12 protein-coding genes are annotated in these 12595 nt (G+C 49.2%); 10 read left to right on the plus strand and 2 right to left on the minus strand.

The genetic code is table 11. The features are described 5' to 3' along the window. Positions 1-14: 14 nt before the first annotated feature. Together FBF28_00420 and FBF28_00425 are read left to right on the plus strand one after the other, a co-directional pair. Positions 15-2234 (plus strand): hypothetical protein, encoded by a 2220-nt coding sequence (locus FBF28_00420; GenBank protein ID QJU08043.1) that lies wholly within the window; start codon positions 15-17, stop codon positions 2232-2234. A gap of 150 nt (positions 2235-2384) precedes the next feature. Then, positions 2385-3215 (plus strand): hypothetical protein, encoded by an 831-nt coding sequence (locus FBF28_00425; protein ID QJU08044.1) that lies wholly within the window; start codon positions 2385-2387, stop codon positions 3213-3215. 1 nt (position 3216) lies between these two features. Here FBF28_00425 and FBF28_00430 read toward each other — a convergent pair whose 3' ends face one another. After that, positions 3217-4026: a prephenate dehydratase gene (locus FBF28_00430; protein QJU08045.1), complete on the minus strand. Its 810-nt coding sequence runs from the start codon at positions 4024-4026 to the stop codon at positions 3217-3219. Between the two features lie 115 nt (positions 4027-4141). Between FBF28_00430 and rpsF the strand changes: the two genes are divergently transcribed. The 5 genes from rpsF to FBF28_00455 all read left to right on the plus strand — a co-directional run bounded on the left by rpsF (position 4142) and on the right by FBF28_00455 (position 7206). After that, the gene (gene rpsF / locus FBF28_00435; protein ID QJU08046.1) at positions 4142-4522 is read left to right on the plus strand and encodes a 30S ribosomal protein S6; all 381 of its coding nucleotides are present in this window, start codon (positions 4142-4144) and stop codon (positions 4520-4522) included. 37 nt (positions 4523-4559) lie between these two features. Then, on the plus strand, positions 4560-4988 hold the full coding sequence (locus FBF28_00440) for a single-stranded DNA-binding protein (protein QJU08047.1): 429 nt from the start codon (positions 4560-4562) through the stop codon (positions 4986-4988). A gap of 11 nt (positions 4989-4999) precedes the next feature. Beyond that, positions 5000-5203 carry a 30S ribosomal protein S18 gene (gene rpsR / locus FBF28_00445; protein ID QJU08048.1) on the plus strand — a complete coding sequence of 68 codons (204 nt, stop codon included), beginning with the start codon at positions 5000-5002 and terminating at the stop codon, positions 5201-5203. A 278-nt stretch (positions 5204-5481) separates the two neighbouring features. Then, entirely contained in the window at positions 5482-6042 is a 561-nt protein-coding gene (gene efp, locus FBF28_00450; GenBank protein ID QJU08049.1) for an elongation factor P, read from the plus strand. Positions 6043-6474: 432 nt separating this feature from the next. After that, entirely contained in the window at positions 6475-7206 is a 732-nt protein-coding gene (locus tag FBF28_00455) for a TlyA family RNA methyltransferase (protein QJU08050.1), read from the plus strand. Positions 7207-7275: 69 nt separating this feature from the next. On the opposite strand, the gene ychF is transcribed toward FBF28_00455, so the two are convergent. Then, complete coding sequence (ychF, locus tag FBF28_00460; GenBank protein QJU08051.1) at positions 7276-8355, minus strand: redox-regulated ATPase YchF; 1080 nt, start codon at positions 8353-8355, stop codon at positions 7276-7278. 94 nt (positions 8356-8449) lie between these two features. On the opposite strand from ychF, the gene FBF28_00465 reads away from it, so the two are divergent. Genes FBF28_00465 through FBF28_00475 form a run of 3 tightly spaced genes read left to right on the plus strand, consistent with a single transcriptional unit; the run spans position 8450 to position 12560 of the window. Further along, positions 8450-8914 carry a hypothetical protein gene (locus FBF28_00465; GenBank protein QJU08052.1) on the plus strand — a complete coding sequence of 155 codons (465 nt, stop codon included), beginning with the start codon at positions 8450-8452 and terminating at the stop codon, positions 8912-8914. Between the two features lie 28 nt (positions 8915-8942). Next, positions 8943-10550, plus strand: coding sequence for a hypothetical protein (locus FBF28_00470; GenBank protein ID QJU08053.1), 1608 nt, complete (start codon positions 8943-8945; stop codon positions 10548-10550). Further along, entirely contained in the window at positions 10551-12560 is a 2010-nt protein-coding gene (locus tag FBF28_00475) for a hypothetical protein (GenBank protein QJU08054.1), read from the plus strand. Positions 12561-12595: the final 35 nt, after the last annotated feature.

Here is a 12595-nt window from a genome sequence, read left to right on the forward strand (position 1 = left end):
TAATAAAAATAGTTATGCCAAAAAAACGAAAATCTACCCGTAAGAAATCAGTTTCCACAGCTCCAAAGCATGATGTGCCGAGCGGCTTTTGGGCGCAAGTCGGCGCGGTACTGCTCGTTGTGTTGTCGCTTCTTCTGATGGTGGCGTGGTTTGGTGTTGGTGGTCCGGTACTGGGGTGGTTACACAAAGCGACCCTGAGCATGCTTGGTTACGCGATGTATGGATTGCCGATTTTGCTGATATATATTGCTGTGGAGATTTTCCGGGCGGAGAATAATCGGTTGCCGCTGGCGATGAAATTAGCAGCCATCCTCGAGGTGGTGTGGTTGTCTGGTTTGTTTGGATTATTAAAGACACCAACCCGCCCAAATGCTGGTGGATTTATCGGTGATACGGCCAATCGGGCGATGAGCGCCATGGTCGACCCGGGCATCGCTGCTTTGATATATGTGGTCCTCATCATCATCACGGCGCTATTTATTACTCAGACGTCGCCGTTTATGGTGATCAAGAAAATCGCCGAGGCGCTCAAGCGCGACCACTCCGAGGAGGATAACAATGCGGCGGTGATGAAGAAGGCGGCTCGTGAAGATGCGGCCAGCGCCAAATCATCGAGCGACATCAAGTTGAATGCCGGCGTCCCAACCGTCGATCCGGTTACGCCAAAGGATAAAAAGGCATCGCCGTTGAGCAGTCTGCGTGGTAGTGTAGCACGGGATAAGGCAGCTGAGGAGCAGGCAGCACTGGTGGCGGCACACGACCCGAATTGGCAGGCACCGAGCCTTGATCTATTGGAGAAGAAGCAAAGTCCAGCTGATGCTGGTGATATTCGGCAGAATGCGCAGATTATTCATGATACCTTGGCAGAATTTAACATTGATGTGGAGATGGAAGACGCAAATATTGGACCAAAGGTGACGCAGTATACCTTGCGGCCGCCGAGCGGTGTGAAGTTGACACGCATCACGGCGCTGGAGACGAATATTGCTTTGAATTTGGCGGCGCAGAGCTTGCGGATTGAAGCTCCAATTCCTGGGCAAAAAGCCGTTGGTATTGAGGTGCCGAACCGCCGAGCCGCTGATGTGCGGCTGTATGGTGTGTTGGACTCTAAGCAGTGGAAGCACGCTCGTGAACCATTGAGTTTTGCCATCGGTAAGGATATCTCTGGCGAAGCAGTGGTTGGCGAGCTCAACAAAATGCCACACATGTTGATTGCTGGTCAGACTGGTTCTGGTAAGTCGGTGATGATTAATACCTTGCTGACCAGTTTGCTATATCGCAACAGTCCGAGCGACATGAAATTGATTTTGGTTGACCCAAAGCAGGTGGAAATGGCACCGTACGAAGATATCCCACATTTGCTGACTCCGGTGATTACTGAGCCAGAAAAGACTATTTCGGCCTTGAAATGGGCGGTCAATGAGATGGAGCGGCGCTATAAGCTGTTGGCGGCCGAGAAGATTCGCGATATCAAGGGGTATAATCAGCGCCTCGCCACGCGAGCTAAAAAAATCCCGGTAGCGGACGCCGATGGCAACATTCAACAGCACGAAGACGGGGCGATGCCGTACATCGTTATTGTAATTGATGAGCTAGCCGATTTGATGATGGTGGCAGCACGCGACGTCGAGGCGCTGATCGTTCGCTTGGCGCAGAAAGCGCGGGCGGTGGGTATCCACCTGGTCTTGGCAACGCAGCGGCCAAGTGTTGACGTGATCACTGGTTTGATCAAGGCGAACGTGCCGGCGCGTATCGGCTTTACCGTGGCGTCGCAGGTTGACTCGCGGACCATTCTTGATCAAATTGGCGCCGAGAAACTACTTGGCCAGGGTGATATGCTGCTGTATACGCCGAGCATGAGTAAGCCAAAGCGCATTCAAGGTGCGTGGGTGACCGATGACGAGGTCAATAAAATTACTGATCACCTGCGGATGCAGTCAGCACCGCAGTACAATGATGAGGTGGTGGCGCAGCCAGTTCAGCTGAACGGCAAGGGTGGCATGGCGGTTGATTTTGGCGGTGGCGGTGAAGATGAAGCATTTATGGACGCGGTGCGAGTGGTGATTGAGGGCGGCAAGGCCTCTACCAGCTATCTGCAGCGGCGGCTACGGATTGGCTACGGCAAGGCAGCGCGACTGATTGAAGAGATGGAAGAGCGTGGTATTGTCGGCCCAGCGAACGGCTCAAAAGCTCGTGATGTTTTGGTCTCAAGTGTCGATGAGCTAGGGCAATAGCTAGCTTGACATAATTATTTTATAGGTTATAATACGCTAAGTGAGAAGTTGATTTGTATGTGGAAGGATGGCTACATGGCGCACATAAGTTGTAGAAATAATGGAGAATTATCCCCTAATAGTAGAGGCGACAGATTAAGGAAGCCTCTTGTGCTGGGGGTTGCTGCGGTCACGTTAGCCGTATCGGGTATACTTGGGTATAGTCTTGGCCGGTCACACAATGTTCCGCCCGCACCATCAGTAGAAAATACCGATGGTGGAACATTCAAAGAGTCCAATGATAGTTCGAGAGCGGAAGAAATTACATTTACGCTACCAGACACCGAAGGCCGTCAAGAGGCAGAGGTCTTTTTAAAGAATCCTGATATGCTTCGACAGGCACGCGGTATTGCCGGACGAGTGCTTACTGCTGCGGGGAAGTTGGTTGATAGTAAGGCCGCTCGACTTACTCGCCAAGATTATCATGATGATCACAATAGGCTTAAACAGCAGTCAATAGCGATTACAGATGATAGGGGAAATGTGGTATCGGTTGATGTTACTCAAGGCGACAAAAGGCTTGGTGGAAGTGAGATCGCAGTAGAAGTTGCCACTGATATGATTGAGGTTGGCGCAAAGAGTAGACAGACGGACCGGATAACGTGGCGGTTAGATTTTTTGTCTCCAGAACCTGTGGCGCATCAGCATATTGAATCTCCAGAAGCACTACTACCGGCCCTCGAAGGCGTGTTACTGACGAAAGTGGAATGGTCGCACAGACAGATCACTGATGGTTGGTCGGAGACTAAGGCAATTACAATCGTTTCACCAAAGTCTGTCTCGCCATCGAGACCAGATTATGAAAGCATAGCGGCGGTACCGGCTAAGGGAGAGATTAACGGTCGGGCCGTGAAGAGTGCTAAGGTATATGATGCGGCAAAAAGCCTATTTGATCGGCTCGCGACCGATGGTGATATATCCGATATCTTGCCTTCTCAGTAAACTAACGTGCCGCCAGATATTCACCGAGTAATGTTACTTTGTGACCAGTTGAGGTAATTTTATTGATGGCGTGATGCAATGACGGGCCGGCAGCGTCAACGGTCATGAAGAATTTGTAGTTCCATGGTTGGCCGATGATGGGTTGGGACTGGAGGCTGGTGAGGTTAATGGACTGATCGGCGAATGTACGGAGTATTTCAAGGAGGCTGCCTGGTTGATGGGCAGTGGTCACCACAAGCGTTGCTCGATTAGCGTTAGTCACTGTGGCGGTTGGATCAAGGACGAGGAAACGAGTGATGTTGTCCTGACCGTCTTGGATGTGCCGCCTGAGAATTGGCATATTGTATAGTTGGGCAGCGGTTTCACCGGCGATGGCTGCCAGGTGTGGTGAACCCTGTTGCTTGATGAATTCGACAGCGCCAGCGGTATCAAAATATTCAATTTGTGCAGCTTGCGGTAGGCGTTCTTGGAGAAAACGCTGACATTGTGACAAGGCGACAGGATGTGAATAGACAGCGGTAATGTCTTCAAGTTTTGTGCCCAGATTGGTGATGAGTGTTTGTTGAATGGTAAGTGTTACTTCCCCGACGATGGGAGCACTGCAGGATTCAATGTGACGGTAAGTTTCGTTGACGGTGCCGTAAATGGTATTTTCCACTGCTACGACAACGGCGTCGGCCTTACTGCGAGCATAGGTTTGAAAGACATCGCCAAAGGTCATGCACGGAACAATGGTGATGTCAGATCCATACCATTGTTTTGCCGCTTGTTCGTGAAATGACCCAGCTTGTCCTTGAATGGCGATACGCATGGACCCTATTGTAGCATGGTCTGGCGGGGTGCATCACTGGACTTTTGCATTAGATTACCGTATAATACGGAGGAATAATAACCTAAGGTTATGTGCGATGACATAACCATCCGTAATGGATTCCAAAGGAGGAAACATGAACGAATACGAACTGACTGTTCTTATTCACCCAGATTTGGAAGCAAATTTGGATACGGCCCTAGACAAGGTCCGGTCGCTTGTCACTACCAATGGTGGCGAAATTACTAAAGAAGACAATTGGGGCAAGAAAAAGCTAGCCTATGCAATTCGTCGTGAAGACTTTGCGGTGTATGTTTACTTTGAGGTGAAGTTGCCAAGCAGTGCGCCGCTCAAGATATCAAATGTTCTGAATATCACCGACGAGGTGCTTCGTTATTTGTTGGTTAAGACCGACGAGAAGACACGTCGAGCGCTTGCTGAGCAGAAAGAGCGCGAAGCTAAGGTCGCTACCGAGGCGGCTGATAAAGAAGCCTAATATTCGACGCGATACATAATAAAAAAGGAGGGTCATCATGGCACGAAGTATCAACCAAGTTATTTTACTAGGGCGGTTAACGCGCGATCCAGAGCAGCGGACAACGCCATCAGGTCGGACAGTTGTTAGCTTTAGTATCGCGGTTGATCGTGCCGGACAGGATGATCAAGTTGATTTTTTCGACGTTACCGCGTGGGAAAAATTGGGCGAACTGGTGATGCAGTACCTGTCAAAAGGCCGCCGCGTGTTGGTCCAGGGTCGGTTGCGACAGGACAGCTGGGATGATAAAGAAACCGGCAAGCGCCGCTCGCGTATTGAAGTGACGGCGACCGATGTAACATTCCTTGACGCTCCGAGCGGCGATAGCGCGAATACAACCGCACCACGTAATACTAATACTAAGCAGGCTGAGACCGTAGCGGATATTGACGATAAGCCGATCGATCTTAGCGAGATACCGTTCTAAAGGAGAACAAAATGGCAAAACGATTAAAGAAGGACACCCCAACGGTTTTTGACTATAAGGATGTTAAAACATTAATGCGCTATGTTAATGCGTATGGTCAAATTGAGCCGATAGCGAAGACGGGTCTCAGTGTCAAGCAGCAGCGTAGCTTGGCAGTGGCAATCAAGCGTGCTCGGCACTTAGCATTGCTGCCGTTTGTATCGCAAGGGCAATAAAAGTATACATTGAGGGAACTCTCTAGCCCCCGAACGTATTTATAGATAAGAAAGAGAGTCGAGTGGTCTGTGCAGGGTAAGGCACGGGCCACTGTTGTTTGTGGGCTGCTGTACAGTGTGTTTTTATTTTTGATACAGGATAGTATTATGATACCACTAAACCCACTGCGGGATGTTTGAGTAAAAAATATGTTCAGCCGACAAGAAATACTCTGCCGTCCGAAAGAATGTTAGAATTAGGTACGGTAGCTTAATAGTTATAGGAAAGGAAAAACAACATGTATCAGCCGACAGATCTTAAAAAGGGTACGGTTTGTCAGATTGACGGTAAGCCATATCGCGTCATTGAATATGGACAGAAGGTTATGGGGCGTGGAGGCTCTATTGTGAACGTTAAATTAAAAAATTTACTAGACGGAAGTGTCATCCCGAAGACCTTTAAGGGCCAAGACAAAATTGAGTCAGCTGAGGTGACTAGTAAGACTGTTCAATATTTATATCATGACGGAGATATGTTCTGCTTCATGGATCCAGAAAATTTTGAGCAATTTGAGCTGTCTAATGATGTGGTAGATGAGGCAAAAAATTATTTGAAAGAGGGTTGTGAGTTGAATCTCCAGGTGTTTGACGGGCGAGTGATTAATGTTGAATTACCAAAAAATCTCTATCTCGAAGTTACATATACTGAAGATGTCGTAAAGGGCGATACAACCTCGAGCGTACTTAAGGATGCAACGCTTGAGACGGGTCTTGTTATTAAGGTACCAGCATTCATTAAGCAGGGCGATATTGTCAGTGTCGACACGGCGACGGGTGAATATCGAGAGCGCAAAAAATAACAAAAGGGCCTTCTTGTCGGAAGCGTCGCCCAGGGTGTTCGGGCGACGCTTTTTGTTGTTATGAATACATCAAATAACGATAAAGAATGGAACGATATTTTAGATATTGATGCTAAAAATACAACGTAATATATGTATAGCTGGTGGGGTGTTTTTGGTGATACATACGACAATTGTTTTCATGAAAATTATGGGCCTATTTGCGATAATGGTGAGAGTCTTCTTGACTACTACAGAGGTAAATATAACTATTGATGTATAAATTACACTGATGTGTAGTACACAACGTTGTATTTTAGTTAACGTAGAATTAACGATAGCGAAGATCGGCCTATAGGTAAAAGAAAGAATAGTTATTGATGTATCTATAACAGCAGTTTCGCTATCGCAATAGGTCACTAGTGATTGAGAAAAATATGTATTCAGGCTACAATGAGAAGTGACATGAAGCAGCGATTAGATAAAATGATACTAGAACGCGGGTTGGTTGAATCGCGTTCAGAAGCAGAGAACTGGATAGGCTTAGGGCAAGTCATGGTCAATGGTAGGGTGGCGACGCGTCCCGGATGTTTCGTTAATGAGACAGCAGACATTACATTGCTGACTCGTGAGCGGTACGTTTCGCGTGCAGGCCTCAAGCTAGCGAGTGTGGCGGATAGTTTTCGGTTGGACTTTCAGGGGAAAACAGTGCTGGACATAGGGTCGAGTACTGGTGGATTTACTGATTTTGCGCTGCGTCATGGCGCCCGACGCGTGTATGCTGTTGACGTGGGCACGAATCAGTTGCACCATCGACTGCGTGACGATCGGCGCATAACATTACACGAAAAGACAGACATTCGTGACTTTGAGCTTGATTTCCCACCAGACATTATCGTGGGAGATGTGTCATTTATTAGTCTGCGCGACATTCTACCACACGTTGCAAAGCGACTGATGGGTAGTGCGACGGTGCTTGTAGCAATGGTAAAGCCGCAGTTCGAGGCGGGGCGTCATTTGGTACAAAAGGGTGTTGTAAAAAATGCTGCTATACGACGAAAGATCCTGACCGATTTTGAACAATGGGCAAAACAGTACTTTGTAGTTCTTGATAAAAAGGATAGCACCGTCGCTGGCAGTAAAGGTAATGTCGAGCGCTTTTATAAGCTACAACTAAAAAAATAACAGGGGTAATAGTTGTAGTAAAAATGGCATCGTTGTACTTAAGTCAACGTAGTATACTATACAATAATATTAGACATTGAACCGAAATTCGACGACATCATTAGGCTGCATGATGTAATTTTTACCCTCAGTACGTATTTTACCCGCTTCACGGGCCTTAGCTTCTGAACCTGCGGCAACAAGGTCGTGGTAACTAATTACTTGCGCGGCGATGAATCCGCGCTCGAAGTCTGAGTGGATGACGCCAGCAGCCTGTGGTGCCGTCCAGCCTTTATGTATTGTCCATGCTCTAACTTCCTTCTGACCTGCCGTGAGATAGCTTTGTAGACCAAGTGTGTCGTACGCGGCATGGACAAGCTGTGACAATCCAGTTTCGGAAGCCCCGTAGCTATCAAGTAGTTCCAAGGCGTCATTATTGGACAATTCTCTGAGCTCTTCTTCAAGCTTGGCACAAATAAATAATACTCGGGCTGGTGCGACGAGTTTGGCAAGCTTTTCTTGTAGGGCATGGTCGCCGAGCCCCGCCTCGTCAACATTAAATGTATAAATAATTGGCTTGGCGGTGAGTAAATGAAGATCATTAATTATCTCATATTTGATATTTTCTAAGGATGCTATCGGCGTACCTGAATTAAGTGATGTCAGGAGTGTTTCAAGGTATGTAGCGACCTGTCGTGCCTCCGGCTTGGCTTTGGCTTCTTTTTGGAGACGAGGCAGACGATGTTCTATGGTTTGGATGTCAGCAAGGATAAGTTCGGTGTTGATGATATCAATGTCGGCCTGAGGGTTGATCGGGGTATTGTCGTGTCGTAATATATCTGAGTTTTCAAAGGCGCGAACGATATGGATAATGGCGTCGCATTCACGAATATTGTGCAAGAATTTATTGCCGAGCCCTTCTCCTTTTGAGGCGCCAGCCACCAATCCAGCGATGTCGACGAACGTTACGGTCGCGGGGATAATTTTTTGTGTATCATACAGTTTTGCGAGTACATCAAGCCGCTCGTCGGGGACCGGCACAATGCCAGTGTTTGGTTCAATGGTGGCAAATGGGTAATTAGCCGCTAGAATATTATTGTTAGTAAGTGCATTAAATATGGTCGACTTACCGACATTTGGCAGGCCGACGATTCCGATTGATAGACTCATATCGTGTATTATAACAAATTATACAAACTTGCCTCAGTATATAATATGTATTAGAATAAGCAGTATGAATAAGGTTATTATCTCGCGAATATTTATGATAGTGGGTATCGTGTTGAGTGTCGGGGTGATAGTCGCCGTTATCATGATGGTGACGGGGCGATTGCATGTTGGACTAAAAGAGCCGAGCCAAGATATCGCGCCAACCGCTAAGATGATATGTGGCGAGGATATGATAAAAGAATATCAATCGATTATCGCTGCGCCAAATGGGTATGGTCCGACAGCGCTTGAGGGGCTGGTGAAGAAGATTTCAGAGCGTGGCGGCCCGGGTGACGATACGGTGTGTCACTATATTGTGCTTCACGATGCATCGCTACGGAATGATCGCCAGCGGATTGATCAGATTCATCAAGGGCTGGTTAACTCGATGAAGATGCGTCAGGCGGTCGAGCCGTTTTATCGACTGGGTATTAATCAGGATACGGTAAAAGCACTGGTCGAGATCGGTAAGGCTGATGCGGGTGTGGGGAATAAGGATGGTACACCGGGTCAGGGTTAGGGTCGGACTACGGCTCGTTATTGGCTATATGCTGGCACTTGTGGTTGTCGCATCGACGTTGGCGATTATTGGTGCGGATAGAGCAGAGGCGGTAGACTGTAGCGGTTTGAGCGGTCGACGACGTTTGATGTGTATTAATGCACGCAATGATGGTGAACGGTTTGCGGTGCAATATATCTGTAAGGGCGGTGGAACGCGGTGCGGTGCGATGTGGATGTCGTCGCCTGGGACGTCGTATACGAATGATGTTATTAACACCGTTAGCTGGAATGCGACGTCATTATCACTTGACTTGAGGGGGTCGGTGAACGGCAACGGTCAGTCGCGAGCACGGGTGTGGGCGACAAATGTAACGGTTAGTCAGAATGGTCGGACATTACTGTCTGGCGGTACGCTTGATCGGGGGACGCATCCATCGGGCGCGTACCACTGGGTTGATGGCGGTAGCAGCATTCGAGTAAACGGGATCGACATATCTGGTGTAGTTGCGCCAGGAAGTTCCGGCCGTATCATTTTGCAGGTGCGGCGCTGTTTCTATAGTAGTCCAGGCGGTAGCGGTGTTTGTGCGACACAAGATGTTGAGGTGTGGATTAAGCGTGAGCAGGCGCCAAACCAATGGACTGTCGAAGGACAATCGCGAGTATCAATCAATGGTGGCAGTTTAGTGCAAAATGCGACCGCTGCGCCAGGACAGCGCGTACGATTTTTTCATTATTTACGGAATAATTCTTCGTATACGATTCCTCCCTACACCCTAAAGCGCATAGGAATTAATCAGGATGTTAATGGTACGACAACGCATCATGCGTGGGCATCGCCGTATACGCGTAGTGCTAGCCCGTGGAATACGTTTTATGAGCCGAGCGATGTTAAGCCATATAATAATGTCTTTGGGGCTGAGGGGATCGTGACGCAGGATGATGTCGGTAAAACAGTGTGTCAAAAGATTTTATGGCTGCCGGGCGCGTGGAATACTGATGGCTGGGGGGTCTCATCGAATGCCTGTGCGTCGGTGCCGTATGATTATGAGTTGCGACCGGAGGTGCAGGCGCCAGATTATATTAATGAAGGAACGATTGAGGTGAGTGGCGTGACCGCGCGAATTAATCATACAGGATCGACACGGTCAAATCGGGCAAATTATGCTGTGGTGCGGTTTGTGTTAAGGGGCGGTGGAAATTATACCGTGCCGGGCGGTGAGGGGGTTGTTGTGCCGTATGATAGACGTTCGCCGGGTAATTTAGTGGGCGATTGGGATTGTTATATCGCCAAGAACACGATTAAAAATAGTCGGCCAGGTTTGCAGGTGGCAGATTGCACATCAAATAATTTGGCGCGTAATGGCGCGGGAACAATTATCCAGCGAGGTGGGCTGGAAATTCCGCTTGGCAAGGATAACTTGAGCGGAGTGACGATGACGACTGGTGACCAGTTGTGCTATATGACTATTGTGAGTACATACAACCAACATGTGAATACCAGTATGTTTCGCTATGCGGTAGATTGTGCAAAGGTTGCCGGACGGCCAAAAGTTCAGTTTTGGGGGGCGGATGTGCGAGTTGGTGTCGGGATAGACGGCAGTGCGGGTAATAATAATGCGGAAGTCAGGACATCACTGACGAGAGTGAGGCGATAGATGGCGCTACAGTTAAAAACCCGAAGGTGGTGGATCGGAGTCGGTGCCGTTGGGCTAGTGGTATTCGGAAGCCTTGGAGTGTATATCTGGCGTCATTATATCAGCGTAACGGCGCAAGTAGCACCTGACGTAACTCACGTCGAGAGGGCGGTGCTAGCAGCAAGTACGACAACGCCACCGGGCGGCAGTAGTTATGACCCAGCCACGTCGTATCACATGCCGTGGGAGAAATATCCGGTTGGCGAGAGAGAGCAGATCGGCGGGACGCCAGAACGGATTAGTAGTTGGCCAACGGCCGGGGATGGTGGATCTGACTGTCGTGTGAACGTAAATGCTACGACAGTGGTCGATGGTATTGGCGGGACGTTTAATTATGGTGGGTTTACGATGCTGCCATTACCGATGTCCGGTAATCGGACGGCTGGTCAGGATAAGTGTAGCGGATCGGTGTCAACATGGACGGCACCGGATGGTGAAAATAGCACGTCTTCGGCGACGCCAGCACCGAGTTGGTTTGATGATGTGGTAGCGGCTAATAGCGGTGGTCTAGCGGGTGGAGCATACGTTAATCCACGAGCTTATGGTGGCTGGGCGACGGATACTAATGCCACGACGAAAGTGCCGTTTGGTGTGCCCGCCCAGCGATCGGGCGCGGCTGGGGCGGCCGAGTTTGCCGAATGCGGCGGGGTTGCCAAGGAATCGGGGACATCGGCGTGGGCGACTGACGGGGCTTTTCGGCAGTCAATGTATGATCAAGGCGGCCAATCAAAGCCGCTCTGGGGTGCGCGCTGCAAGGACGAGACAAAGTTGAAAGAGGTACTGACCCGGCGTCATAATGCACTGCAAGCTGATACCAACGGTGGAAATTACGTGAAGTCGTCTGGTGTAACACTATTTCGGCAGAAATTCCGGCTGACTAGCCAGCAGCTTGAAGAGATTCGTCAGCTGGATTTGTTGAACGACGGGCGATCGGGACTATACTTGCGTTTGGCGGTTGATGATTATGCTGCGGTGTACATTAATGGCAAGCCAGTCTTTGCTAATCCGAAAGCGTCGTCTGGTGTCGAGATGAAGAGAATCATCGCGGATTATTTACGGGCTGGTGATAATGTGATTGCCCTAGAGGTGCAAGATGCGATTGCTCCAACTAGCCTCGCCAACGCTAATGTGGCTGCTCGGTGGCTGCTCGGTGTGTATGCGCCAAAGGGGTGGCAGCCGGTGCCGGGGGAGCCGCGGCTGTACGGATCGTGGGCGGAATATGCTATTAGTGCGCCTGGACAAATTATTTCTTCCTCAGGGGCAGGCTTGTCGTCTGCGCCGACAGGGCGAACGGGGGCGATTGAGGCACGGCAATATAATGATCTGACATTTCAGAACACTAACACCCCGTTTGGTAATTTCCGCGACAAGATGCCGACCGTACGCACACCTGATGCCTATTTTACGAACACGGGAAATTTATCCGGGGCGGTGTCTATGAGCGACGTGGCCGGTGGCGTGTATCAGGCTGGCAACCTGACGATTACTGGTGGCGAGATTAAACGTGGTCGGCAAATTGTTATCAAATCGGGCGGCGTGGTGACTATCAAGGGTGATGTGAAGCAGGAGGGCGGTAACTATTCGGTGGCTCGGGATCTGCCGCAGTTGATTATCAGCGCTCGGCATATTATCATTGAGCCGAATGTGACGCAGCTTGATGCTTGGCTGGTGGCCAAGAACGGTACAATTAACACCTGTGATACCATAGTTCGTGATAGTCGCCAGTGGCTGTCGGGGCTGGATGCAAAAACCTGCGAAAAACAGCTGCGGATTAACGGTCCAATTATCGCGAAGCACCTCTTTTTGCGTCGTACCTTTACCAAGGGTGGCGATACCTCTGGCAATAATCCGGGCGAGCCGGCGGAAATATTGAATTTGCGTGCCGATGCATATTTGTGGGGAAATGAGCGGTCGAAAGAATCGGGGGCTATCAAAACGATGCATCTAAAGGAATTGCCGCCACGTTTTTAAGGGTTTTACATTTTAATATGCTTATGTATAATAGA

This window comes from Candidatus Saccharibacteria bacterium oral taxon 488, assembly GCA_013099195.1.
GTDB lineage: Bacteria > Patescibacteriota > Saccharimonadia > Saccharimonadales > Saccharimonadaceae > Nanosynbacter.

Bases quoted from the DNA above. Each gene is read 5' to 3' on its own strand.
- FBF28_00420 (QJU08043.1), top strand. From the start codon at position 15: ATGCCAAAAAAACGAAAATCTACCCGTAAGAAATCAGTTTCCACAGCT.
- FBF28_00430 (QJU08045.1), bottom strand. From the start codon at position 4,026: ATGCGTATCGCCATTCAAGGACAAGCTGGGTCATTTCACGAACAAGCG.
- rpsF (QJU08046.1), top strand. From the start codon at position 4,142: ATGGATTCCAAAGGAGGAAACATGAACGAATACGAACTGACTGTTCTT.
- FBF28_00440 (QJU08047.1), top strand. From the start codon at position 4,560: ATGGCACGAAGTATCAACCAAGTTATTTTACTAGGGCGGTTAACGCGC.
- rpsR (QJU08048.1), top strand. From the start codon at position 5,000: ATGGCAAAACGATTAAAGAAGGACACCCCAACGGTTTTTGACTATAAG.
- efp (QJU08049.1), top strand. From the start codon at position 5,482: ATGTATCAGCCGACAGATCTTAAAAAGGGTACGGTTTGTCAGATTGAC.
- FBF28_00455 (QJU08050.1), top strand. From the start codon at position 6,475: ATGAGAAGTGACATGAAGCAGCGATTAGATAAAATGATACTAGAACGC.
- ychF (QJU08051.1), bottom strand. From the start codon at position 8,355: ATGAGTCTATCAATCGGAATCGTCGGCCTGCCAAATGTCGGTAAGTCG.
- FBF28_00465 (QJU08052.1), top strand. From the start codon at position 8,450: ATGATAGTGGGTATCGTGTTGAGTGTCGGGGTGATAGTCGCCGTTATC.
- FBF28_00470 (QJU08053.1), top strand. From the start codon at position 8,943: ATGCTGGCACTTGTGGTTGTCGCATCGACGTTGGCGATTATTGGTGCG.
- FBF28_00475 (QJU08054.1), top strand. From the start codon at position 10,551: ATGGCGCTACAGTTAAAAACCCGAAGGTGGTGGATCGGAGTCGGTGCC.